The following is a 24,178-nucleotide window of genomic DNA, read 5'->3' on the forward strand; positions in this document are numbered from 1 at the left end:
GATCACTCCACCTTGATCGCCTGGTCGCGGATGATCTTGCCCAGGGTGGCCGTATCCGCCTTGATGCGCAGGGCCAGTGCCTCGGAGGTCCCGCCGGCCACCTGCCAGCCCTGCTGGAACAGGCGCTGGCGCACCTCGGGGCTGCGTGAGATCTCGCTGAAGAGCGCGGAGAGTCTGGCGATGACGGGCTTGGGCATGGAAGCCGGGCCGGCCACGGCGTTCCAGATCTCCAGCTGGAAGTCTTTCACGCCGGCCTCGGCCAGGCTGGGCACTTCGGGGACCAGGGTGCTGCGGCCGGCCGACGTCAGCCCCAGCACCTTGACCTTGCCTGCACGTGCCTGTGCCATGGCCAGGCCCGGCGGCAGCATGGACAGCTGGATCTGCCCGCCCAGCATGGCCGTCACTACCTGCGGGTAGCCGGGGTAGGGCACATGCACCGGCGCCATGTCGGCGCGCGCCTTGAGCAGTTCCATGCCGATGTGGCCCACCGTGCCGATGCCTGGCGAACCATAACTCCACTTGTCGCCACTGCTGCGCGCCGCGGCCAGGAATTCGGCGGTGGTGTTGCCGGGTGCATTGGCCGGGGCGGCCAGCACCAGCGGCGCGGTACCGATCAGGCTGATGGGCGCCAGGTCTTTGGCCGGGTCGTAAGGGGTTTTGGGATTGAGCAGCTTGGCGATGGTCAGGTTGCCGTTGATCATCACGCCGATGGTGTGGCCGTCGGTGGCCTTGGCCACCATGTCGGCCGCGATATTGCCGCCGGCCCCGGGTTTGTTCTCCACGACCACGGGCTGGCCCAGCGCCTTGCTCAGGGGCTCGGCCAGCGTGCGCGCCACCAGGTCGGGCGAGGTGCCGGCCGGAAAACCGACCAGGATCTTCACCGCTTTGGTCGGCCAGGCCGCAGCCTGCTGGGCCTGCGCGCCGACGCCCAGTGTCAGGAGGCCGAGCGCCAGCAGGGCGCGGCGCAGGGGGGAGGGTGTCAATCGCATTCTTGTCTCCAAAGAAAAAGCCCCGGACTCATGGCAAGTCAGGGGCCTGTTGAGGCGTGCGCCAGGATCAGGCGTATTCTGCCAGCGCCGCCTTCATCTTTTTCATGGCGGCCACTTCGATCTGGCGGATGCGCTCGGCACTCACGCCGTATTCGGCGGCCAGCTCATGCAGCGTCATGCCGCCCGAGCTGTCGTCGTTGACCTTGAGCCAGCGCTCCTCCACGATGCGGCGGCTGCGTGCGTCCAGCGCGTCCAGCGCCGTGGCAATGCCGTCGCTGGCCAGCAGGTCGCGCTGGCGCGCTTCGATCATGGCCGTGGGCTCGTGGCTGGCGTCGGCCAGGTAGGCGATCGGGCCGAAGCTGTCCTCGCCGTCATCCGAAGGGCCCGGGTCCAGCATGACATCACCGCCCGACAGGCGGGTTTCCATCTCGATGACCTCTTCGCGCTTCACATTGAGCTCGCGCGCCATCAGGTCGATCTCGCTTTCGCTCAGCGTCTCGCGGTGGGTGCCGGCATCCGCCGCTGCAGCGTCGGCCTTGTAACCCTGCTTCTTGGAGCGCAGGTTGAAGAAGAGCTTGCGCTGGGCCTTGGTCGTGGCGACCTTGACCATGCGCCAGTTCTTCAGGATGTATTCATGGATCTCGGCCTTGATCCAGTGCAGCGCGTAGCTCACCAGGCGCACGCCCTGGTCCGGGTCGAAGCGCTTGACGGCCTTCATCAGGCCCACATTGCCTTCCTGGATCAGGTCGCCGTGGGGCAGGCCGTAGCCCAGGTACTGGCGGGAAACGGACACCACCAGGCGCAAGTGAGAGAGCACCAACTTACCGGCGGCCTCAAGATCGTTGGACTCGCGGAATTTTCGTGCGAACTCCTGCTCTTCCTCCAGGGTGAGCATGGGCAGGCGGTTGGCGGCCGAAATATAGGCGTCGAGATTGCCCAGCGGGGGCACCAGCGCCCAAGGATTCGCGACGGTCAGCGCGGAAGCGGAAACTCCAGTGACAGTGGTCATGGCAGAACTCCTTTCGAGGTCATGTTTCTATATTAGCACTCTATAAGAGAGAGTGCTAAGCGAGAAGTTCCTGAGTTTTTAAACAGTCTTTGCAGGCCGTCTCATGGCCTGCTGCGCAGGCGGGCAAAGACCTGCTGGTTGGCCAGGGCGCTGACCCAGCACAGCAGCGCCGACCACCAGGTGTGACTCGGGTAGTGCGCGCCGCGCAGGGTCTGGGCCAGGCCCAGCAGCAGGCCGGCCAGCAACACGCCGTGCAGCACGGCCCGGCCCAGGCGCCGCGCCTGGGCGTCGCCCTCCAGCCAGGGCAGCGCCAGCGCCAGGAAGGCATAGGCCGAGGAGACATGCCCACCCGGGAAGCAGTGCCCCGGCCCGCCGTCGACCAGGTCCCAGGCCCAGTGCGAAACGTAGACGGCCGCCCCGCCGAACTCCTGCAGGTCCCAGGGGCAGCTCGTATGGCTTAGGCCCTTGAGCAGGCCCACCAGCAGCAGGCTCAGGGTGACGCCGCTGACCACCTCCAGCCGCTGCAGGCCGTCCAGCTGGCGCAGCGGCCCGAGCGGGCGCCAGGCCAGGAACAGCAGGGCTGCGTAGGCCAGCAGGGCCAGGTTGTGCACCCCGTCGTGCAGCACCCGCTCCAGCAGCCAGTGGTGGCGCAGGGCAAAGCCGCCGCCGCCGGCCAGCCAGTGCATGGCGACCCGGTCCAGGTCGCTGGCGTCCCAGACCAGGGCTAGGCCGGCCAGGGAGAGGGTCAGCGCCAGGAAAGGGGCGCGTGGCGTGGAACCGAAGGCGGTGGCGGGGCGTGGCGGGCTCATCCCCCTATTGCAGCCGCCGCGGCTTAAGCGGGACTTAAATCGGCCGGCGGGAGCGGATCGGGCCAAAGACCGTGCGCCGGTCAGGGGCGGATAGCTGGGCTAGCCAATCGTATTGCAAACCATTATCATTCGCGTCAATAGCTGCTTCAACCCACTGTCTGCCATGATTGTTTGTGTCTGCCACCGCGTCTCCGACAAGACCATCGAGCGTGCTGCCCGTGCCGGGGCCGACTTCGACGAAATCCAGCTCGAACTGGGCGTGGCCACCCAGTGCGGCAAGTGCGAAGGCTGTGCCCGCGCGCTATGGTCCGAATGCCGGACCAGCCACAAGATGGCGCACCTGGGCCAGGAACTGGGCCTGGGCCGTTCCATTCAACTGGTCGCCACCTGAATCACCGCTGTCACACCCTCCAAAACAAAAGGGCTACGCACGGCGTAGCCCTTTTTCTTGCTGCGGTGAATGGCTCAGGAAATCTCGCCCATCTGGCTCTGCAGGTAGTTCTGCAGGCCTACCTTGTCGATCAGCTCGATCTGGGTTTCCAGGAAATCGATGTGCTCCTCGGTGTCGTCCAGGATCTCCTGCAGCAGGTCGCGTGAGACGTAGTCGCGCACCTTCTCGCAGTGGGCCATGCCGTCCTTGATGGTGGCTTGCGCGCCAGTTTCCAGCGCCAGGTCGCTGCGCAGGATCTCGGGCACGTTCTCGCCGATGTTGAGCTTGCCCAGGTCCTGCAGATTGGGCAGGCCATCCAGCGTGAAGATGCGGTCCATGAGCTTGTCGGCGTGTTTCATCTCGCCGATCGACTCCTCGTATTCCTTCTTGGCCAGCTTGTCCAGGCCCCAGTGCTTGAGCATGCGGTAGTGCACGAAGTACTGGTTGATGGCGGTCAGCTCGTTCTTGAGCTGGGCCTGCAGATGGGAGATGGCTTGGGGATCGCCTTTCATGGGCCTTCCTTTTCTCGGTGGTGGGAGACAGCTTGCATTGTCATCCAAAGCACGCTGCTTGCAAGCCCATGGTCTTGAGGAATGGGTCTGAGAACCATGCCCAGTAGGGCTTGCGGCTGTATACTGTTAATGTGAACAGTATTACATCCGGGATGCCGGTACCTGTGGCTGAGGCCTCGGTGCACACGCTGCTACGGCTCGATAACCGCGTGGCCGCAGGTTTCCCATCGCCGGCCGAAGACCTGGGCGGTCAGCGCGTGGACCTCACGCGCGAACTCGTCACCCATCCGCAGGCCACCTTCCTGCTGCGCGCGCGGGGCCACTCCATGGTGGGCGCGGGCATCCTGGATGACGACATTCTTGTAGTGAATCGTGCGCTCGTGCCGCGGCACCAGAGTGTGGTGGTGGCCGTGGTCGACGGCGAGTTCACCGTCAAGACGCTGTGGCAGCGCGCGGGCCGCGTCAAGCTGCAGCCTGCCAACCCGGCCTATCCCGAGATCGTTCCCGCCGAGGGCCAGACCCTGGAGATCTGGGGTGTGGTCACGGCCGCCATCCATCAGTTCGCGCACTAGTCGCGCAGGCCGGTCGCATGTACGCCCTGATCGACGGCAACAACTTCTACGTGAGCTGCGAGCGCGTGTTCCAGCCGCGGCTCGAAGGGCGGCCCGTGATCGTGCTTTCCAACAACGACGGCTGCGCCATCTCGCGCAGCAACGAGGCCAAGGACCTGGGCATCCGCATGGGCGCGCCCTGGCACGAGATCCGCTCCATGGAGAAAAGCCATGGCCTGGTGGCGCTCTCGGCCAACTTTGCGCTTTACGGCGACCTGTCCGACCGCATGATGGCGGTGCTCGCGGACTTCGGCACGCGCCAGGAGATTTATTCCATCGACGAGTGTTTCGTGGACCTCTCGGGCGTGCCGGGCGGCCTGGCGGAAAGCGGCCGGGCCATGCGCCAGCGTGTGCTGCAGTGGCTGGGCCTGCCCTGCAGCATCGGCATCGGACCGACCAAGACCCTGGCCAAGTTCGCCAACCACATCGCCAAGACCGCCGAGCGCAAGCCCGAGCCCTATGCGGCGCGGCACGCGCGCGTGTGCAACCTCGCCGCGCTGGAGCGCGCGGAACTCGACGCCCTGCTGGCCGCCACCGATGTCGGCGGGGTCTGGGGGGTGGGCTGGCGTCTGCGCGACCAACTGCGCGAAGCCGGCGTGCACACGGCGCTGGACCTGGCGCGTCTGGACCCGGTGCAGGTGCAGCGTCGCTGGTCCGTGGTGCTCGAGCGCACCGTGCGTGAGCTGCAGGGCAGGCCCTGCGTGGATCTGGAGGATGGCCCGCAGGACAGGCGCCACATCGCCGTCACACGCTCCTTCGGCCACAAGACCGGCGCGCTGGCCGATCTGCGCGAGGCCGTCACCGTCTTCGCCACGCGTGCGGCCGAGAAGCTGCGTCGCCAGCACGGCGTGGCAGCGCAGGTCTATGTCTACATCCGTACCGGGCACTACGAACAGGCACATCCTTATTCCAGGGGGCATTCCATCGAGTTGCCGCAGCCCACGAACGACACCGCGCGTATCGTGCATGCGGCCCTCGCGGTACTGGATGGCATTTACAGGGAAGGCCACCCCTATGCCAAGGCCGGTGTTGTGCTCATGCACCTGCAGCGCGAAGGCCTGCGCCAGGGGGCGCTCGATCTGGGCGATGCCCCGGCGCCACGTCCGCGGCTGGTGGAGGTGCTGGACCAGCTCAACCGGCGTTACGGGCAGGACACGGTCTTTCTGGCCAGCGCCGGCCTGGGCGGCCGCGCACGCCGCTGGAGCATGAAGCAGGAGCGTCGCACGCCGCGCTACACAACCAGTGTGGGGGAACTGCTGGAAGTGCGGGCTTGAAGCGGTTCAGGGGAGGCCGGTGTTCACGTGGGCATCCAGCGTCCGCCGCTGCAGCGTTCGATGCCTGCCAGGTCTGGATGTGATTGCACATCCGAAAAGCCAGCCTGCGCCAGCAAGGCGCGCACCGCCGCCGCCTGATCCCAGCCATGTTCCAGCAGCAGCCAGCCGCCTGGCGCCAGGTGCTGCGGCGCCTGCGTGACGATGGTACGGATGGCGTCCAGGCCGTCGGGTCCGGAGGTGAGTGCTTGCAGGGGTTCGTGGCCGAGTGCTTCGAGGTGTGGATCCCCTTCGGCGATATAGGGCGGGTTGGAGACGATGAGCTCGTAGCGGCGGTCGACGCCGTCCAGCCAGTTGCCCAGTCTGCAGTCGATATCCAGTTTCAGGGCGAGCGCATTGGCGCTGGCCACGGCCAGCGCATCGGCGCTGGCGTCGATGGCGCTGACTAGCGCATCGGGTCGCGCATGCTTGAGCGCCAGGGCGATGGCGCCGCTGCCGGTGCCCAGATCGATCACGCGTGGCGCAGGGTGGCCCTGGATGCACGCCAGTGCCCAGTCGACCAGGGTCTCGGTGTCGGGCCGAGGGTCCAGCACACGGCTGTCCACCTGCAGGCTCATGCCGTAGAACTCGCGCTGGCCGGTCAGGTAGGCCAGCGGCGTGCCGGCGGCGCGGCGGCGCGTGAGGTGGATGTAGCGCATCTCCGCATCCGGGGCGAGCGCGTCGCTGTCGTGGGCCAGCAGCCAGGCCCGGTCGTTCTGCGGGCGGCCCAGCACGTGCAGCAGCAGCAACTGCGCATCCAGCCGCTCCAGCCCGAGGGCGGAGCAGGCTGCGCTGAGGGCTTGCTGGATCTGCATGGTGTCCCGACGACGTTGTGTGCTACGGAAAATGTAGCTGCATTCTAGGGCTGCAAGCCGGATGGCGGGGGATTTGTGCGGTCCCGGGGCGTTTTCGGGCCCTTAGTTGTTGCCTACTTCCAACTCGGCCAGCTGTTCGGCCTCGCGCGCATGGCGCAGGGCGCTTACCACTTCGTCCAGCTCACCTTCCATGATGCGGTCGAGCTTGTAGAGCGTGAGGTTGATGCGGTGGTCGGTCAGGCGGCCCTGTGGGAAGTTGTAGGTGCGGATGCGGTCGCTGCGGTCGCCGCTGCCGATCAGCCCTTTGCGCATGGCGGCGTCCTTGGCGGCGCGTTCGCTGCGCTCCTTCTCCTGGATGCGGGCCGAGAGCACCTGCAGGGCCTTGGCCTTGTTGCGGTGCTGGCTGCGATCGTCCTGGCATTCGGCCACGATGCCGGTGGGGATGTGCGTGATGCGCACGGCCGAGTCGGTCTTGTTGATGTGCTGGCCGCCGGCGCCGCTGGCGCGGTAGGTGTCGATGCGCAGGTCGGCCGGGCTGATCTGCACGGCCTGGGCCTCGTCGGGCTCGGGCAGCACGGCAACGGTGCAGGCGCTGGTGTGGATGCGGCCCTGGGTCTCGGTGGCCGGTACGCGCTGCACGCGGTGGCCGCCGGATTCGAAGCGCAGGTCGCCGTAGACGTGGTCACCGGCGATGCGCAGCACCACCTCCTTGTAGCCACCCAGCTCGCTCGGGCTCTCGCTGATCAGCTCGGTCTTCCAGCCGCGGCGCTCGCAGTAGCGCGTGTACATGCGCAGCAGGTCACCGGCGAACAGGGCCGACTCGTCACCGCCGGTGCCGGCGCGAATCTCCATGAAGGCGGGGCGCGCGTCGTCCGGGTCCTTGGGCAGCAGCAGGCGCTGCAGCTCTTCTTCCAGCTGGGTCAGCTCGGCCGTGGCCGCTGCGATCTCTTCCTGCGCCATGTCGGCCATGTCCGGGTCGGCCAGCATGTCCTGCGCGCTGGCCAGGTCCGCCTCGCGCTGCTGGTAGCGCGCGTAACGGCCGGCCATCTGCGTGACCTCGTTGTGCTCGCGCGAGAGCGCGAGGAACTGGCCCATGTCGGCCATGATGTCCTCGCGCGAGAGCAGGAAGTTGAGTTCTTCCAGGCGCTGGGCGTAGCGTTCGAGTTGCTGGCGCAGAAACGGTTTCATACAGACTCTTCGGATTCGGTGGGGCGGCCAGGGCTTCGTGAGCGTGACCGGGGAGCGCGAGTCTTCGCCACGACGCGGCGAAGGGCGGGTTCAAGGCCGCTAACGCTCTTTGCGCAGGAAGAAGTGCTGGATGGCCGCACTGGCGCGTTCACGCGCCGCGGCGTCGCCGGCATGCAGCTCGGCCAGGGCGCCGTGCAGCATCTTTTGCGTGAGGCCCCTGGAGAGGGCCTGCAGCACCGCGTCCACGTCCTCGCCCCGGGCCAGGGCCTTGCGCGCACGTGCGATTTCGGCGCCGCGCCATTCGTCGGCCTGGGCATTGAGCTGCTGGATCAGCGGCACGGCGCTGCGCTGGTCCATCCAGTGCATGAAGCTCTGCACGCCGGCGTCGATGATGACTTCGGCCTGGGCCACGGCGGCCTGGCGGTTGGCCTGGCCGGTCTGCACCACGGCGGCCAGGTCGTCCACGGTATAGAGGTAGACGTCGGACAGGCCCTTGACTTCGGGTTCGATGTCGCGCGGCACGGCCAGGTCCACCATGAACATGGGGCGGTGCTTGCGTGATTTCAGGGCGCGCTCCACCGCGCCCAGGCCGATCAGCGGCAGGGTGCTGGCGGTGCAGCTGATGACGGCGTCGAACTCGTGCAGGCGCTCGGGCAGTTCCGCCAGCCGCATGGTTTCGGCGCCGAAGCGGCTGGCCAGCTTTTCGCCGCGGTCCAGCGTGCGGTTGGCGATGACCATGGCTTTGGGGTTCTTGGCCGCAAAGTGTGTGGCCGCCAGTTCGATCATCTCGCCGGCACCGACGAAGAGGATGCGAACCTGGTGCAGGTCTTCGAACAGGTTGGCTGCCAGGCGCACGGCGGCTGCGGCCATGCTGATGGAGTGCGCGCCGATTTCGGTGGAACTGCGCACTTCCTTGGCCACGGCAAAGCTGCGCTGGAACAGCTGGTTCAGCGTGGTGCCCAGGGCGCCGGCTTCTTCGGCCACGCGCACGGCGTCTTTCATCTGGCCCAGGATCTGCGGTTCGCCCAGCACCATGGAGTCCAGGCCGCTGGCCACGCGGAAGGCGTGGCGTGCCGCCTGTCCGCCTTCGAGTGTGTAGGTGTGGGTGCGCAGTTCGTCGGCCGAGACGCCGCCACTTTTGGCCAGCCAGTCCAGGGTAGGGGCCAGCTCCAGCTGCTCGCTGGCGCAATAGATCTCGGTACGGTTGCAGGTGGAGAGGATGGCCGCTTCCGGGGGGCGGGGGAGCGCACCGCGCAGGCCGTGCAGCGTGGGGGGCAATTGGTCGAGCGCAAAGGCAAACCGGCCGCGCAGATCGAGCGGCGCGGTCGTGTGATTGATGCCCAAAGCCCAGACTGCCATGCCGGGATTATAAAATTGTCAGACGCATCAATGGTTTATGCCATTTTCCGGTGCACGATGGCCCCCCATGAACCTGCACGATATCGTCTTCCATCTCTTGAATTTCGCCGCCCCGGCCCTGGTGCTGGCCCTGCTGGTCCCCCTGTTGGCGCGCCTCTTGTTCAGGAAGCAGGCCCAGCGGCTGCCCTGGTGGGGGCAGGTGCTGGTGAATTTCGTGGTGGGTGTCACGGCCCTGCTGGCCAGTCTGTGGTGGCTGGGGCGCGACGGCAAGATGCTGGGCTACAGCCTGCTGGTGCTGGCCGTGGCCAGCAGCCAGTGGCTGCTGGTACGCGGCTGGCGGCGCTGAGCGCGCAGGCCCGGCGCCGAAGCTCAGAAGTGGTAGGCCAGGCCCAGCGAGAGCCGGGTCATGTCGGCCGTGCCACCGCCCGGTAGCTGGGTGCTTCCCAGGCTTTCGTACTGCACCCGCATGCTCAGTTCGCGGTCGAAGCGGACCTGCATGCCGAAGCCGTAGATCAGGTCGTCGGGCAGGCCGTTGATGCTGCCGTCGTGCAGGCCCACGCCGGCCTTGCCGAAGAGCGTGATCTGCGGATTGAGCGGCACCTTGCCGACAGCCACGGCATGGATGATGTGCTCGCTGAGGTCCACACGACCCGGGCCCGGTACGGTGGCGTCGGCATTGCCGATCAGGGTGATGCCGGCTTCGAGGTCCAGGTTGGTGAGGAAGTTGTAACCCCCGGACAGGCTCAGGGCGCCCGGGCTCGAATAGTTGCCGGGGCCGCTGTAGCTGACGTTGCCGTAGTCGACCACGCCGTAATAACGTGAACTCTGGGCCAGCGCCGGGTTCAGCGCCGCGCCGCAGAGCAGGAGGGCGGGAAGCAGTTTTTTCATGGCGTTTGTGAGGAAGTTTCAAAGTAGAGCGCAGCCACCTGGCTACGCGGTCGGGATTGTGCGGCCGCACCAGCACGGCGATGTAACGAGGTGTTATGCCCCCTGCCGCTGTGTGCATACACCTCACACAACAAAAAAAGCCGGGCGGAACCCGGCTTGTGGCGAGGCGTGCTGTGCTTCAGAAGTTCAGTACGCCACCAATGGAAACGCGGCTGATGTCGGCGCCGGGATCGGTCTCGCTGGCCTTGGATTTGCCGAGGTGCTCGTATTGCAGGCGCATGCCGAAGCGCTGGTTGAAATTCAGTTGCATCCCGGCACCCACGATGAGGTTGGCCGTGGTGTGTGCGGTGGGGTTGCTGGTGTAGCTGCCCGTGCCCAGGATGCGGGTCGCGTGCAGGCCCAGGCCGGCCTTGCCGAAGAACTCGAAATTCTGGTTCACCGGCAGGAAACCGACGGCGAGAAAGCGCAGGTCACCCTGGCGGGCGGTGCGGGTGCCGCTGCCATCGACCAGGGTCGAATCGCCGATGGCGGTGATGCCGCCTTCGGCGGCCAGATGGGGGCTGAAGCGGTAACCGCCCGATACCGTGATGGAGCCCGGATCGGCGTAGCTGGTGTTTTTCATGGTCAGCGTGCCGATGTCGACCGCGCCGTACCAATGCTGGGCCAGCGCGGGGCTGGCGAGGGTCGCGCACAGCAGGGCCGGGACGAGGACTTTTTTCATGGAAGCTCCTGTGGGTGATGAGAAGGCCGGTCCGCGTCAGCAGGGTGCGGACCGGAGGGCCTGATTGTGCAACGCGGCGCTGATGCGCCAGGTTGACGGGGGTGGCTGAATCAGCCGGGGGCGAAGAGATCGACCCGGTCGGTGATGATGCCGTCGATGCCGAGGTCCAGCAGGCGCTGCGCCGCCCACTCGTCGTTGACGGTGTAAGCCAGGCAGCGCAGGCCGGCGCCACGCGCCTGCGCCAGGGTGGCCGCATCCCAGAGGGCGTGGTTGCAGACCACGGCCACGCAGTCCAGGGCCTGCGCCTGCTGCAGCCAATCAGGGGGCAGGGTGTCGAGCAGCAGGGCCCGCGGGAGCTGCGGGGCCGCGGTGCGTGCCGCCTCCAGCGACGCCGGCTGGAAGGAACTGAGCAAGGGCGGGACGGTGGCCGCTTGCCAGAGCTGGGCCGCGCTGCGCGCCACGACCTCACCGGTTTTTCCTTCAGTGCCAGGCGTGGGTTTGATCTCGATGTTGAGCTGGTGGCCGTTGCGCAGGCAGTACTGTGCGATGGCCTGCAGCGTGGGCAGGGGTTCACCTGCGTGGCTGCGGCTGTGCCAGCTGCCGGCATCGAGTTGCGAGAGGGCCGACCAGGGCAAGCCGCCGGCGCTGCCCCGGCCGTTGCTGGTGCGCTCCAGCGTGGCGTCGTGCAGCAGGAAGGGCAGGCCGTCGGCGCTGAGCTTCACGTCGCATTCGAACATACGGTAGCCATGTGCGGCACCCAGGCGGAAGGCGGCCAGGGTGTTCTCGGGTGCGAGCTTGCCGGCGCCGCGGTGGGCGATCCAGCGCGGGTAGGGCCAGTGCGTCGTGCCGATGGGCGGGCTCACAGGCGTTTTCCCGTGGCCTCGTCGAAACGGTGCAGCTGATCGGCTTGCGGCGCCACGTGCAGGGTGCTGCCGATGGCCGGCACGACGCCGGTGGCGGCATTGATGCGGATGATCAGCTGCTCGCTGTCGATGCGCGCATAGACCAGGCGCTCGGCACCCAGCATCTCGACGGCCTCGACCTGCGCGCTCCAGCCCTGTGGCTGGGCTTGCGGCACGATGTCCAGGTGCTCGGGCCGGATGCCCAGGATGGTGCCCGGCGCCACATGGGGGGCGCTGGACAAGAGGTTCATGGGCGGCGCACCGATGAAGCTGGCCACGAAGGTGGAGGCGGGGCGGTGGTAGACCTCTTCGGGCGTGCCGAACTGTTCCATCACGCCGGCGTTCATCACGATCATGCGCTGCGCCAGCGTCATGGCCTCGACCTGGTCGTGTGTGACGAAGAGCGATGTGATGCCCAGCTCGCGATGCAGTTTCTGGATCTCGATCCGGGTCTGGGCGCGCAGCTTGGCGTCCAGGTTGGACAGCGGTTCGTCGAAGAGGAAGACCTGGGGCTGGCGCACGATGGCACGGCCCATGGCCACGCGCTGGCGCTGGCCGCCCGAGAGCTCACGCGGCTTGCGCTCCAGGAAGGGCGCCAGTTCCAGGATGCGTGCGGCCTTGTCCACACGCGCGCGGATCTCGTCCTTGGGCACCTTGGCGATCTTCAGGCCGTAGGCCATGTTCTCGTACACGCTCATGTGCGGGTAGAGCGCGTAGTTCTGGAACACCATGGCGATGTCGCGCTCGGCCGGCTCCAGGTCGTTGACCACACGCTCGCCAATGCGGATCTCGCCGCCGCTGATCTCCTCCAGCCCGGCCACCATGCGCAGCAGGGTGGACTTGCCGCAGCCCGAGGGGCCGACGATGACGATGAACTCGCCGTCGGCGATTTCGGCGTTGACGCCATGGATGACGGGGTTGGCCTTGGGGCCGTGACCGTAGCGCTTGATGACGTTGGAGAGGGTCAGGGATGCCATAACTTGGTTGCTTATTTTTCCGTGTCCACCAGGCCCTTGACGAACCACTTCTGCATGAGCATGACCACCAGTGCCGGGGGGATCATGGCCAGGATGGCCGTGGCCATGACGATGTTCCAGTCGTTGGCAGCGTCGCCGCCCGAGATCATGCGCTTGATGCCCATCACCACCGGGTACATGTCTTCGCTGCTGGTCACCAGCAGGGGCCACAGGTACTGGTTCCAGCCGTAGATGAACTGGATCACGAAGAGGGCGGCGATGCTGGTGGTGGACAGGGGCAGCAGCACGTCCTTGAAGAAGCGCAGCGGCCCGGCCCCGTCCACCCGGGCCGCCTCCACCAGTTCATCCGGGACGGTCAGGAAGAACTGGCGGAACAGGAAGGTGGCGGTGGCCGAGGCGATCAGCGGCACGGTGAGGCCGGCGTAGCTGTTGAGCATGCCCAGATCGCTGACAACCTGGTAGGTGGGGCCGATGCGCACCTCCACCGGCAGCATCAGCGTGACGAAGATGGCCCAGAAGAAGAACTGCCGGCCGGGGAAGCGGAAGTAGACGATGGCAAAGGCCGAGAGCAGCGAGATCACGATCTTGCCCAGCGCGATGACCAGCGCCATCACCAGGCTGACCGTCATCATGCGGCCCACGGGCGCGGTGGAGGCCGCGCTGCCGCTGGTGCCGAAGATGGCGGCCGTGTAGTTCTCCACCAGGTGGGGCCCGGGCAGCAGGGGCATGGGGACCTGCACGATGTCCTGCGCCGTGTGGGTGGAGGCGACAAAGGTGATGTACAGCGGGAAGGCGACGATGATCACCCCCAGGATCAGCACCAGGTGGGAGATGGCGGTGGCAAGCGGGCGGCGTTCAACCATGGTGCGCAATCAGTAGTTGACTTTCTTTTCCACGAAACGGAACTGCACTACCGTCAGGGCGATGACGATGACCATTAGCACCACCGACTGCGCCGCGGAGCCGCCCAGGTCCAGCGCCTTGAAGCCGTCGTAATACACCTTGTAGACCAGGATGGCGGTGTCCTTGCCGGGGCCGCCTTCGGTCGCCGCGTCGATGATGGCGAAGGTGTCGAAGAAGGCGTAGACCACGTTGATGACGAGCAGGAAGAAGGTGGTGGGCGAGAGCAGGGGAAAGATGATGGACCAGAAGCGCCGCCAGGGACCGGCGCCATCGATGGCGGCGGCCTCGATCAGGCTCTTCGGGATGGACTGCAGGCCGGCCAGGAAGAAGAGGAAGTTGTAGGAGATCTGCTTCCACACGGCGGCCAGGACGATCAGCGTCATGGCCTGGTTGCTGTTGAGCAGGTGGTTCCACTCGATGCCCATGGCGCGCAGCGTGTAGCTCACCACGCCGATGGAGGGCGCGAACATGAAGAGCCAGAGCACGCCGGCCACGGCCGGCGCGACTGCATAAGGCCAGATCAACAGGGTCTTGTACAGGGACGCACCACGCAGCACGCGATCGGCGAACACGGCCAGGGCCAGCGACAGCGTCAGGCCCAGGACGGCGACCAGCAGCGAGAAGACGGCCGTGGTCTTGAAGGAGGCCAGGTAACTCTCGTCATGCCACAGCCGCTGGAAGTTCTCCAGTCCGACCCATTCGATCGAGGTACCGAAGGCGTCCTGCTGCTGCAGGGATTGCACCAGTGCCTGGGCCGCCGGCCAGAAAAAGAACACGGCGATGACCAGCACCTGGGGTGCGAGGAGCGCCCAGGGCAGCCACCAGCTCTTGAAACGGACCCGTTTTTCCATGCCGTGATTGTGCTTTACCAGGATCAAAAAAGCCCTCCCCCGCTGGGCGGGGGAGGGTTGGGTGGGGGTGTCGTCAGTGCAGCTGCAAGGCTGACAAGGGGTCAACCCTTGTTAGCTTTTTCGAAACGCTCCAGCTGTTCGTTGCCGCGCTTGACGGCGGTGTCCAGCGCCTCTTTGGCGGATTTCTTGCCGGCCCAGACCTGCTCCAGTTCCTCTTCCATGATGGCGCGGATCTGCACGAAGTTGCCCAGGCGGATGCCGCGCGACTTGTCGGTGGTCTTGCGGATCATCTGGTTGACGGCAGTGTCCGTGCCCGGGTTCTGCTTGTAGAAACCGGACTTTTCGGTGAGTTCGAAGGATGCCAGCGTGATCGGCAGGTAGCCGGTGTTCTGGTGGCTCTTGGCCTGGATTTCCACGCTGGTCAGGTAGTTGAAGAAGTCGGCCACACCCTTGTACTCGGCGGCTTTCTTGCCCGACATCACCCACAGCGACGCACCACCAATCACGGTGTTCTGCGGCGTGCCTGCCACATCAGGGTAGTAGGGCAGCGGGGCGATGCCGAAATCGAACTTGGCGTTTTTCTTGATGCTGGCGTAGGTGGACGAGCTGGCCGTGGCCATGGCGCATTCACCCGAATAGAAAGGCGCATCGCCCTTGTTGCCGCGGCCGCGGTAGTGGAACAGGCCCTGCTTGGACATGTTGGCCAGGTTCTCGATGTGGCGCACGTGCAATGGGCTGTTGAAGGCCAGGCGGGCCGAGGTGCCACCGAAGCCATTGTTTTGCGTGGCGAACAGGGTGTTGTGCCAGGTGGAGAAGCTCTCCAGCTGCGTCCAGGTCTGCCAGCTGGTGGTGAAGGGGCAGCTCACGCCCGAGGCCTTGAGTTTGGCGGCGGCCAGCACCAGCTCCGGCCAGGTCTGCGGCGGCTTGTTGGGGTCCAGGCCGGCTTTGCGGAACATGTCCTTGTTGTAGTTCAGCACGGTGGTCGAGCTGTTGAGCGGGAAGCTCAGCATCTGTCCGCTGGGGGCCGTGTAGAAACCCACCACGGCGGGGATGTAGGCCTTGGGGTCGAATTTGTAGCCGGCATCGCTCAGTACCTTGCCGACGGGCACGATGGCGCCCTTGGCCGCCATCATGGTGGCCGTGCCCACTTCGAACACCTGCAGGATGTGCGGGGCATTGCCGGCGCGGAAGGCGGCGATGGACGCGGTCATCGATTCGTCATACGTGCCCTTGTAGGTGGGGACCACCTTGAATTCCTTCTGGCTGGCGTTGAAGCCGTTGGCCAGGTCGATGACCCAGTCGTTCAGGCCACCGGTCATGGAGTGCCACCACTGGATCTCGGTCTGGGCCTGGGCGGGGGCGAGCAGCAGGGCCGACAGGGCGGCGACGCTCAGTTTCATGGAAAGTTTCATGTGGGGCTCCTTGTGAACAAGCTCGCCAGCGTAGGCGGGGAATGTGACAAACACATTAAGCCCCGGTTACGGTCATCTTCGGATTCGGGGTTTCCATGATGCGGACAGGGGCCCGATGCGCTTGCCCGCGGGGCTTTGTTGCACTGCGGTAACATCTCGCCTCAGCCGGTTTCCCCGTTCTGGCTGAAATTTCGGATTTCCATGAACGCACCGACTCCGCTAGATCATTTTGTGGATGCAGCCGGCTCCGCGCCGCATGGCCATGAGCGCATCCGCGAAATTCCCTACAACTACACCTCGTTTTCCGACCGCGAGATCGTCATCCGCCTGCTGGGGCCCCGTGCCTGGGAGGTGCTGAACCAGCTGCGCGAGGAGCGCCGCACCGGCCGTTCTGCCCGCATGCTCTACGAGGTGCTGGGTGACATCTGGGTGGTGCAGCGCAATCCCTACCTGCAGGACGACCTGCTGGACAACCCCAAGCGCCGCCAGTTGCTGGTGGAAGCCCTGCACCACCGCCTGGGCGAGGTGCAGAAGCGCCGCACCCCGCAGGCTGACCCGCAGCGCGATGCGCTGGTGGGCGAACTGCTGGAGGCCGCCCGCCGCGCGGTGGAGGTTTTCGACGCTTCCTTTCAGGAAATCGCTGCCCTGCGCCGCAAGGCCCAGCGCACGCTCAGCCGCCTGACCGCCAAGGACAACGTCAAGTTCGACGGCCTGTCGCGCGTCTCGCATGTGACCGACGCCACCGACTGGCGCGTCGAATACCCCTTTGTGGTGCTGACTCCCGACAGCGAGGCCGAGATGGCGCGCCTGGTCAGGGGCTGCATCGAGCTGGGCCTGACCATCATCCCGCGCGGGGGCGGTACCGGCTACACCGGTGGCGCCATTCCGCTGAGCTGGAAGAGCGCGGTGATCAACACCGAGAAGCTCGAGGCCATGACCGAGGTCGAGATGCTGCAGCTGCCCGGCCTGGACCGGGCCGTGCCCACCATCTGGACCGAGGCTGGCGTGGTGACCCAGCGCGTGGCCGATGCGGCCGAGCGTGCCGGTTTTGTGTTTGCCGTCGACCCGACTTCGGCGGAAGCTTCCTGCGTGGGCGGCAACATCGCCATGAACGCGGGCGGCAAGAAGGCCGTGCTCTGGGGCACGGCGCTGGACAACCTGGCCAGCTGGCGCATGGTCACGCCCGATGCGGGCTGGCTGGAAGTCACGAGGGTGGGCCACAACCTGGGCAAGATCCACGACGCCGACGTGGCCAGTTTCGAACTCAAGTACTTCGAGGCCGACGGCAAGAAGCTGGTGCGTACCGAGCGCCTGGACATCCCGGGCCCGAGCTTCCGCAAGGAAGGCCTGGGCAAGGACGTGACGGACAAGTTCCTCTCCGGCCTGCCCGGCGTGCAGAAGGAGGGCTGTGACGGCCTGATCACCAGCGCGCGCTGGGTGGTGCACCGCATGCCGGCGCACACCCGCACGGTCTGCCTGGAGTTCTTCGGCCACGCGCGCGAAGCGGTGCCCAGCATCGTCGAGATCAAGGACTTCATGTTTGCCGAGCAGAAGCGCAGTGGTGTGCTGCTCGCCGGCCTGGAACACCTGGACGACCGTTACCTCAAGGCCGTGGGTTACGCCACCAAGAGCAAGCGCGGTGGCCTGCCCAAGATGGTGCTGATCGGCGACATCGTGGGCGACGACACCGACGCCGTGGCGCGTGCCACCAGCGAGGTGGTGCGCATCGCCAATTCGCGCAGCGGCGAGGGGTTCGTCGCCATCAGCCCCGAGGCGCGCAAGAAATTCTGGCTGGACCGCAAGCGCACGGCCGCCATCAGCAAGCACACCAACGCCTTCAAGATCAACGAGGACGTGGTGATCCCGCTGCCGCGCATGGCCGAGTACACCGACGGCATCGAGCGCATCAACATCGAGCTCTCGCTGCGCAACAAGATCAAGTTGGCCGACGAGCTGGAGTTTTTCTTCGGCGAGGGCAGCCTCACTCATCTGCTGGCCATCGGCAAGCCGGACGATGCCAACGAGGCGCCGTCCGCCGAACTGATGGAAGAGCGCGTGACCCAGGCCCGCGAGCTGGTGCGCACGGTGCGGACCCAGTGGCAGGACTGGCTGGACCGGGTGGACGAGTTGTTTCCCCAGTTGCAGGACCACAGTCTGCGTGCCAGCTGGAAGGCCCAGATCCGCACGCCGCTGCAGGACATCTTCACCGGCCGTGCCTTCGAGCCGATGCTGGCCGAATGCAACGCCATCCAGCAGCGCGTGCTCAAGGGCCGGGTCTGGGTGGCGCTGCACATGCATGCCGGCGACGGCAATGTGCACACCAACATCCCCGTCAACAGCGACGACTACGAAATGCTGCAGGCCGCGCACGGCGCAGTCAAGCGCATCATGGCGCTGGCGCGTTCGCTGGACGGCGTGATCTCGGGCGAGCACGGCATCGGCATCACCAAGCTGGAATTCCTCAGCGACGCCGAGTTGCAGCCCTTTGCCGATTACAAGCAGCGTATCGACCCCGAGGGCCGCTTCAACCGCGGCAAGCTGCTGCGCGAAAGTGCCCTGCCGGCTGACCTGAAGTCCTCCGATCTGAGCCAGGCCTACACGCCCAGCTTCGGCCTGATGGGCCACGAGTCGCTGATCATGCAGCAGAGCGATATCGGCGCCATCGCCGACAGCGTCAAGGACTGCCTGCGCTGCGGCAAGTGCAAGCCGGTCTGTTCCACCCACGTGCCGCGTGCCAACCTGCTGTACAGCCCGCGCAACAAGATCCTGGCGACCTCGCTGCTGGTCGAGGCCTTCCTGTACGAGGAACAGACCCGGCGCGGCATCTCGATCCGTCACTGGCAGGAGTTCGAGGACGTGGCCGACCATTGCACGGTCTGCCACAAATGCCTTTCGCCCTGCCCGGTGAAGATCGATTTCGGCGACGTGTCGATGAACATGCGCAACCTCTTGCGCAAGATGGGCCAGAAGTCTTTCCGCCCCGGCAATGCGGCGGCCATGTTCTTCCTCAACGCCACCAACCCCGAGACCATCAAGTTCATGCGCTCGGCCATGGTGGACGTGGGTTTCAAGGCCCAGCGCCTGGCCAACCAGCTGCTGCGTGTGGTGGCCAGGAAGCAGACCGCCCGACCGCCGGCCACGGTGGGCACGGCGCCGATCAAGGAACAGGTCATCCACTTCATCAACAAGAAGATGCCCGGCGGCCTGCCCAAGAAGACGGCGCGCGCCCTGCTGGACATCGAGGACGCCGATTACGTCCCCATCATCCGCGACCCGCAGGCCACCACCTCCGAGACCGAGGCGGTGTTTTATTTCCCGGGCTGCGGTTCGGAGCGCCTGTTCAGCCAGGTGGGCCTGGCCACCCAGGCCATGCTCTGGCACGCGGGCGTGCAGACCGTGCTGCCGCCGGGTTATCTGTGCTGCGGTTACCCCCAGCGCGGCAGCGGCCAGTTCGACAAGGCCGAGAAGATGATCACCGACAACCGGGTGCTCTTCCACCGCGTGGCCAACACGCTGAACTACCTGGACATCAAGACCGTGGTGGTGAGCTGCGGCACCTGCTACGACCAGCTGCAGGGCTACAAGTTCGAGGAGATCTTCCCGGGCTGCCGCATCATCGACATCCACGAGTTCCTGCTGGAAAAGGGCATCAAGCTCAGCGGCGCCCAGGGCGGCTACCTCTACCACGAGCCCTGCCACAACCCGATGAAGCAGGGCGATTCGATGAAGACGGTGCGCACGCTGCTGGCCGGGGACTCGCAGGACAACGTGCTCAAGAGCGACCGCTGCTGCGGCGAATCCGGCACCCTGGGCGTGACCCGGCCCGATGTCTCCACCCAGGTGCGCTTTCGCAAGGAAGAGGAAATCCGCAAGGGCGAGACCGATTTGCGCGAAGCCGGCCTGGTGGGGGCGAAGGACAACGTCAAGATCCTGACCAGCTGCCCCAGCTGCCTGCAGGGCTTGAACCGCTATGGCAACGATCTGCAGAACGGCCTGCTGGAGGCTGACTACATCGTGGTCGAGATGGCGCGCCAGATCCTGGGCGAGGACTGGATGCCCCAGTACGTGGCCTCGGCCAATGCCGGCGGCATCGAGCGTGTGCTGGTATGACCCTGCTGGCGGCGGTGCCGCCGGTCTGGGGATAATCCGCAGATAACCAACGAGGTGACTCCCATGGCAGGTTTGCAGTCCGGCGCCCCGACGCCGCAGGATCTCACGGTGCACAGCAAGTCGCGTGTGCTGGAAATTGCCTTCTCCGACGGCAAGACCTTTCGCATTCCCTTCGAGCTGATGCGCGTGTATTCGCCCTCGGCCGAGGTGCAGGGCCACGGCCCCGGCCAGGAAACCTTGCAGACCGGCAAGCGCAATGTCGAATTGGCGGGGCTGGAACCGGTGGGCAATTACGCTGTCCAGCCGACCTTCTCCGACGGCCACGAAAGCGGCATCTTTTCCTGGGACTACCTGTATTTCCTGGGTTCCCAGCAGGACCAGCTCTGGGCCGACTACGAGGCCCGCCTGAAGGCCGCCGGCGTGGACCGCGACGCGCCCATGCCCGAGAAAGCCGGTCACGCCTGCGGCAGCCACTGACCATGAGCCAGACCCATTTCGGATTCGAAACGGTCGCCGAGACCGAGAAAGCCCGCCGCGTGCGGGCTGTGTTCGATTCGGTGGCGTCCAAATACGACGTCATGAACGACCTCATGTCTGCCGGACTGCACCGGGTCTGGAAGGCCTACACCGTCACGGTCGCGAACCTGAAGGAGGGTGATCGGGCGCTGGACATCGCCGGCGGCACCGGCGACCTGGCCCTGGCCTTTGCCAAAAAGGTCGGCAAGACCGGGCAGGTCGTGCACACCGACATCAACGAAGCCATGCTGCGCGTGGGCCGCGACCGCCTGCTCGACGCCGGTGTGGTCCTGCCCACCGTGGTCTGCGATGCCGAGAAGCTGCCCTTCCCGGACCGCCATTTCGACCTGGTCAGCGTGGCCTTCGGCCTGCGCAACATGACCCACAAGGACGTGGCCCTGGCCGAGATGTGCCGGGTGCTCAAGCCCGGCGGCAAGCTGCTGGTGCTGGAATTCTCGAAAGTGGCGCCGCCCCTGGCCAAGGCCTACGACTGGTATTCCTTCAAGATCCTGCCCCAACTCGGCAAGCTGGTGACCGGCGACGCCGACAGCTACCGCTACCTGGCCGAGTCCATCCGCATGCATCCGGGCCAGGAGGAACTCAAGGCCATGATGAAAAAAGCCGGATTCGGGCATGTGGATTTTCACAACATGAGTGGCGGTGTGGTGGCACTTCATGTTGGAATCAAGTGCTGACGTGACGGATTTGCGTTAATTTCGGAAGCGTTGGTACGTACGGTATTCCTTTGGAGCAAGCATGAAATTCTGGTCTTTGGCACTCTCCCTGGTTCTGGCACTCGGCGCCATGGACGTCGAGGCCAAGCGCCTCGGCGGCGGCAAATCGATAGGCAAGCAGTCGAGCAATGTGACGCAGCGCGAAGCTGCGCCTGCCGCCCCGGCACAGAATGTGGCGGCCGCCAAACCCGCCACGCCGGCTGCCGCGCCTGCTGCCGCACCGAAGAAACCCTGGGGTGCCATGCTGGGCGGCCTGGCTGCCGGTCTGGGCCTGGCCTGGCTGGCCAGCTCCCTGGGGCTGGGTGAGGCCTTCGGCCAGTTCATCCTGATCGCCCTGGTGGTGCTGGTCGCCATGATGGCTTTCGGCTGGTTCATGCGCAGCCGTCGCGCGGCGGCGCCTGCCACGGGTCGCTACGCCTTCCAGGGCGCCGGCGGGATGGCAACGGCCAGCCCGGCCTACCGCCCGGAAAACGTGGGCAACGATGCGTCGGCCCGTCCCTGGGAGCGCAGCCAGACGGCGTTTGACAGCTCTGCCGGTGCATCGGGAGCGTCCGGCATCGTGATCGGCTCGGGCCTGGCCAGCAACTGGAGTGTGCCCGCCGGTTTCGATGCTGATGGTTTCCTCAAGGCGGCCAAAAGCAACTTCATCCTGCTGCAGGCGGCCTGGGACCAGGCTGACATGACGACCCTGCGTTCCATGATGACCGACGACATGCTGTCCGAGATCAGCGCCCAGCTGGCCGAACGCGAGGCCCATACGGGCGGTGCGGTCAACCTGACCGAGGTGCAGATGCTGCAGGCCCAGCTGCTGGGTATCGAGGAGCTGGGCGACGGTTACATGGCCAGCGTCGAGTTCTCCGGCATGATCCGCGAGGCGCCGCAGGCCAGCCCCAGCCCCTTCCGAGAGGTCTGGAACATGGTCAAGCCCAGGGATGGCAGCCGCGGCTGGATGGTGGCCGGGGTGCAGGCGCTCCAGTAAAGCCCGCGCTTTTTTCAATCAATAATCGGGGACTATGGCAACACAGTCCCCTTTTTCATTGCTGGAAGATGCTTTCCAGAAGCTCGGCACGACCCTGCAGCCGCCCGCCTGGGCCGTGCAGGAGGTCCAGCGTCGCATCGTGCTGCTGCTCAACCATGTGCTGATGCAGGAGCCCGAGGCCATGAGCCGGCTGGCCCGGCAAAAGGGTCGGGTCGTGCTGTTCCAATGGCTCGAGTTCGCGTTCAAGCTGCAGCTCACGCCGGCCGGTCTGCTGGACCTGGCCGCGGCCGATACCCCGTCCGACCTGACACTCGCCGTGACCGAGGCTTCCCCGGTGGCGCTGGTGCAGGCGGCCCTGGCGGGCGACAAACCCGCCGTGCGCATCGAGGGTGATGTGCAGCTGGCGGCCGAGATCAACTGGCTGGTGGACCATGTGCGCTGGGACATCGAGGAGGATCTGGCGCGCCTCATCGGCGATGCGCCGGCCCATGGCCTGGCCCAGGCTGCACGCCGCGCCCTGGACAGCCTGCGCGGCTGGCTCAAGCCCGCCCGCGGAGCCGCTCAATGACCCGCCTGCTGCGCGGTGCCTACATCGTCTGGATCGTGCTGCGCTACGGTCTGGACGGGCTGGTCCTGACCAGTTTCCAGAAGCCCTGGCTGCGTGTGATCGCGCGCATTGTCTCGATCGGCCGCAACCTGGACGCCCCGCGTGGCCAGCGCCTGCGCGAGGCGCTCGAGCGCCTGGGCCCGATCTTCGTCAAGTTCGGCCAGGTGCTGTCGACCCGGCGTGACCTGCTGCCGCCGGATATTGCCGATGAACTGGCCAAGCTCCAGGACCGCGTGCCGCCTTTCCCCTCCGATGTGGCCGTGGCCACCATCGAGCGCGCCTTTCGCAAGCCGGTGGCCCAGATCTTCAGTGAATTCGAGCGTGTGCCCGTGGCCAGCGCCTCGATCGCGCAGGTGCACTTCGCCAGGCTCAGGGGCCGCGATGGCCAGGAGCGCGAGGTGGCCGTCAAGGTGCTGCGCCCCGGCATGCTGCCGGCCATCGAAAAAGACCTGAGCCTGATGCGCATGATGGCCGGCTGGGTGGAGGGACTGTCGTCCGACGGCAAGCGCCTCAAGCCGCGCGAGGTGGTGGCCGAGTTTGACAAATACCTGCACGACGAACTCGATCTGGTGCGCGAGGCCGCCAGCGCCGCCCAGCTGCGCCGCAACATGGAAGGCCTGGACCTGGTGCTGATCCCCGAGATGTTCTGGGACTACTGCCAGAGCGAGGTGATCGTGATGGAGCGCATGAAGGGCATCCCCATCAGCCAGACCGCGCGTCTGCGCGAGGCGGGGGTGGACATGAAGAAGCTGGCCCGCGACGGTGTCACCATCTTCTTCACCCAGGTGTTCCGCGACGGTTTCTTCCATGCCGACATGCACCCGGGCAATATCTTTGTCAGCACCGACCCGGCTACCTTCGGACGCTACATTTCGCTCGATTTCGGTATCGTGGGCACGCTGACCGAGTACGACAAGGAGTACCTGGCGCAGAACTTCACGGCCTTCTTCCGGCGCGACTACAAGCGTGTGGCCGAACTGCACATCGAGTCCGGCTGGGTGCCACCGCGCACGCGGGTGGACGAACTGGAATCGGCGATCCGCTCGGTCTGCGAGCCCTATTTCGACCGGCCACTGAAGGAGATCTCCCTGGGCATGGTGCTGATGCGCCTGTTCCAGACCTCGCGCCGTTTCCATGTGGAGATCCAGCCGCAGCTGGTGCTGTTGCAGAAGACCCTGCTCAACATCGAAGGCCTGGGCCGCGAACTTGACCCCGAGCTGGACCTCTGGAGCACGGCCAAGCCCTTCCTGGAGAAGTGGATGGCCGACCAGATCGGCCCGCGCAGGCTGCTGGAAGAGCTGAAAAATCAGGCTCCACGCTACGCCAAGATGCTGCCGGACCTGCCGCGCCTGCTGCACGATTACCTGAAACACAATGCGGGCAGCCAGAAACGCGAGCTGGAAGAACTGCTGATCGAGCAGCGACGTACCAACCGCCTGCTGCAGGCCCTGATCTACGCGGGCATAGGTTTTGCTCTGGGGTTGATCGTGATCCAGATGGTGATTCGCTTCCAGTTGTTTTAGGGCATGGGTTCTGGGGATAATCC

General features: G+C 65.9%; 24 protein-coding genes. 10 read left to right on the forward strand and 14 right to left on the reverse strand.

Translation table 11 applies throughout. The annotated features are described in order from the left end of the window. Positions 1–2 precede the first annotated feature (2 nt). From HTY51_RS01680 to HTY51_RS01690, 3 genes are all read right to left on the reverse strand, one after another. Positions 3–983: a tripartite tricarboxylate transporter substrate binding protein gene (locus tag HTY51_RS01680; RefSeq protein WP_254607039.1), complete on the reverse strand. Its 981-nt coding sequence runs from the start codon at positions 981–983 to the stop codon at positions 3–5. Positions 984–1,056: 73 nt separating this feature from the next. Beyond that, on the reverse strand, positions 1,057–1,998 hold the full coding sequence (gene rpoH, locus HTY51_RS01685; protein ID WP_174251108.1) for an RNA polymerase sigma factor RpoH: 942 nt from the start codon (positions 1,996–1,998) through the stop codon (positions 1,057–1,059). A 101-nt stretch (positions 1,999–2,099) separates the two neighbouring features. Then, positions 2,100–2,807 (reverse strand): phosphatase PAP2 family protein, encoded by a 708-nt coding sequence (locus HTY51_RS01690; protein ID WP_174251109.1) that lies wholly within the window; start codon positions 2,805–2,807, stop codon positions 2,100–2,102. A gap of 163 nt (positions 2,808–2,970) precedes the next feature. Here HTY51_RS01690 and HTY51_RS01695 point away from each other — a divergent pair, with 163 nt between their 5' ends. Further along, positions 2,971–3,198: a bacterioferritin-associated ferredoxin gene (locus HTY51_RS01695; RefSeq protein ID WP_174251110.1), complete on the forward strand. Its 228-nt coding sequence runs from the start codon at positions 2,971–2,973 to the stop codon at positions 3,196–3,198. Positions 3,199–3,272: 74 nt separating this feature from the next. On the opposite strand, the gene bfr is transcribed toward HTY51_RS01695, so the two are convergent. Beyond that, entirely contained in the window at positions 3,273–3,749 is a 477-nt protein-coding gene (gene bfr / locus HTY51_RS01700; protein ID WP_174251111.1) for a bacterioferritin, read from the reverse strand. A 152-nt stretch (positions 3,750–3,901) separates the two neighbouring features. On the opposite strand from bfr, the gene HTY51_RS01705 reads away from it, so the two are divergent. Beyond that, positions 3,902–4,321: a LexA family transcriptional regulator gene (locus tag HTY51_RS01705; RefSeq protein ID WP_174251112.1), complete on the forward strand. Its 420-nt coding sequence runs from the start codon at positions 3,902–3,904 to the stop codon at positions 4,319–4,321. 17 nt (positions 4,322–4,338) lie between these two features. Then, the gene (locus tag HTY51_RS01710; RefSeq protein ID WP_174251113.1) at positions 4,339–5,634 is read left to right on the forward strand and encodes a Y-family DNA polymerase; all 1,296 of its coding nucleotides are present in this window, start codon (positions 4,339–4,341) and stop codon (positions 5,632–5,634) included. 23 nt (positions 5,635–5,657) lie between these two features. Here HTY51_RS01710 and prmC read toward each other — a convergent pair whose 3' ends face one another. The 3 genes from prmC to hemA form a co-directional block, all read right to left on the reverse strand. Further along, a complete protein-coding gene (prmC, locus tag HTY51_RS01715) occupies positions 5,658–6,485 on the reverse strand; it encodes a peptide chain release factor N(5)-glutamine methyltransferase (RefSeq protein WP_174251114.1) in 828 nt (275 codons plus the stop codon). A 102-nt stretch (positions 6,486–6,587) separates the two neighbouring features. Continuing rightward, complete coding sequence (gene prfA / locus HTY51_RS01720; protein WP_174251115.1) at positions 6,588–7,673, reverse strand: peptide chain release factor 1; 1,086 nt, start codon at positions 7,671–7,673, stop codon at positions 6,588–6,590. 99 nt (positions 7,674–7,772) lie between these two features. Next, positions 7,773–9,032: a glutamyl-tRNA reductase gene (hemA, locus tag HTY51_RS01725; RefSeq protein WP_174251116.1), complete on the reverse strand. Its 1,260-nt coding sequence runs from the start codon at positions 9,030–9,032 to the stop codon at positions 7,773–7,775. 67 nt (positions 9,033–9,099) lie between these two features. On the opposite strand from hemA, the gene HTY51_RS01730 reads away from it, so the two are divergent. After that, positions 9,100–9,378, forward strand: coding sequence for a hypothetical protein (locus tag HTY51_RS01730; RefSeq protein ID WP_174251117.1), 279 nt, complete (start codon positions 9,100–9,102; stop codon positions 9,376–9,378). Positions 9,379–9,401: 23 nt separating this feature from the next. Here HTY51_RS01730 and HTY51_RS01735 read toward each other — a convergent pair whose 3' ends face one another. From HTY51_RS01735 to ugpB, 7 genes are all read right to left on the reverse strand, one after another. Beyond that, the gene (locus HTY51_RS01735) at positions 9,402–9,920 is read right to left on the reverse strand and encodes a porin family protein (protein ID WP_174251118.1); all 519 of its coding nucleotides are present in this window, start codon (positions 9,918–9,920) and stop codon (positions 9,402–9,404) included. Between the two features lie 178 nt (positions 9,921–10,098). After that, positions 10,099–10,641, reverse strand: a complete 543-nt coding sequence (locus tag HTY51_RS01740) for a porin family protein (protein ID WP_174251119.1) — start codon at positions 10,639–10,641, stop codon at positions 10,099–10,101. A gap of 110 nt (positions 10,642–10,751) precedes the next feature. Then, the gene (ugpQ, locus tag HTY51_RS01745; protein ID WP_254606950.1) at positions 10,752–11,504 is read right to left on the reverse strand and encodes a glycerophosphodiester phosphodiesterase; all 753 of its coding nucleotides are present in this window, start codon (positions 11,502–11,504) and stop codon (positions 10,752–10,754) included. Next, positions 11,501–12,520, reverse strand: coding sequence for a sn-glycerol-3-phosphate import ATP-binding protein UgpC (locus HTY51_RS01750; RefSeq protein WP_174251120.1), 1,020 nt, complete (start codon positions 12,518–12,520; stop codon positions 11,501–11,503). The genes ugpQ and HTY51_RS01750 overlap by 4 nt, the downstream gene beginning before the upstream one ends. 11 nt (positions 12,521–12,531) lie before the next feature. Beyond that, complete coding sequence (gene ugpE, locus HTY51_RS01755) at positions 12,532–13,383, reverse strand: sn-glycerol-3-phosphate ABC transporter permease UgpE (RefSeq protein ID WP_174251121.1); 852 nt, start codon at positions 13,381–13,383, stop codon at positions 12,532–12,534. Between the two features lie 9 nt (positions 13,384–13,392). Next, on the reverse strand, positions 13,393–14,274 hold the full coding sequence (ugpA, locus tag HTY51_RS01760) for a sn-glycerol-3-phosphate ABC transporter permease UgpA (RefSeq protein ID WP_174251122.1): 882 nt from the start codon (positions 14,272–14,274) through the stop codon (positions 13,393–13,395). Between the two features lie 101 nt (positions 14,275–14,375). Next, on the reverse strand, positions 14,376–15,686 hold the full coding sequence (ugpB, locus tag HTY51_RS01765; RefSeq protein ID WP_174251123.1) for a sn-glycerol-3-phosphate ABC transporter substrate-binding protein UgpB: 1,311 nt from the start codon (positions 15,684–15,686) through the stop codon (positions 14,376–14,378). Positions 15,687–15,887: 201 nt separating this feature from the next. On the opposite strand from ugpB, the gene HTY51_RS01770 reads away from it, so the two are divergent. The 6 genes from HTY51_RS01770 (at position 15,888) to ubiB (ending at position 24,155) form a co-directional block, all read left to right on the forward strand. Continuing rightward, complete coding sequence (locus HTY51_RS01770) at positions 15,888–19,796, forward strand: DUF3683 domain-containing protein (RefSeq protein WP_174251124.1); 3,909 nt, start codon at positions 15,888–15,890, stop codon at positions 19,794–19,796. 63 nt (positions 19,797–19,859) lie between these two features. Beyond that, positions 19,860–20,273: a gamma-butyrobetaine hydroxylase-like domain-containing protein gene (locus HTY51_RS01775; RefSeq protein WP_174251125.1), complete on the forward strand. Its 414-nt coding sequence runs from the start codon at positions 19,860–19,862 to the stop codon at positions 20,271–20,273. A 2-nt stretch (positions 20,274–20,275) separates the two neighbouring features. Then, positions 20,276–21,007 (forward strand): bifunctional demethylmenaquinone methyltransferase/2-methoxy-6-polyprenyl-1,4-benzoquinol methylase UbiE, encoded by a 732-nt coding sequence (gene ubiE, locus HTY51_RS01780; protein WP_174251126.1) that lies wholly within the window; start codon positions 20,276–20,278, stop codon positions 21,005–21,007. Between the two features lie 61 nt (positions 21,008–21,068). Next, a complete protein-coding gene (locus tag HTY51_RS01785; RefSeq protein ID WP_174251127.1) occupies positions 21,069–22,025 on the forward strand; it encodes a Tim44 domain-containing protein in 957 nt (318 codons plus the stop codon). Between the two features lie 34 nt (positions 22,026–22,059). After that, positions 22,060–22,593 carry a hypothetical protein gene (locus tag HTY51_RS01790; protein WP_174251128.1) on the forward strand — a complete coding sequence of 178 codons (534 nt, stop codon included), beginning with the start codon at positions 22,060–22,062 and terminating at the stop codon, positions 22,591–22,593. Then, the gene (ubiB, locus tag HTY51_RS01795; RefSeq protein ID WP_174251129.1) at positions 22,590–24,155 is read left to right on the forward strand and encodes a ubiquinone biosynthesis regulatory protein kinase UbiB; all 1,566 of its coding nucleotides are present in this window, start codon (positions 22,590–22,592) and stop codon (positions 24,153–24,155) included. The genes HTY51_RS01790 and ubiB overlap by 4 nt, the downstream gene beginning before the upstream one ends. The last annotated feature ends 23 nt before the right edge of the window (positions 24,156–24,178 follow it).

The sequence above is a fragment of the Rhodoferax sp. BAB1 genome, assembly GCF_013334205.1.
Taxonomy (GTDB): domain Bacteria; phylum Pseudomonadota; class Gammaproteobacteria; order Burkholderiales; family Burkholderiaceae_C; genus Hylemonella.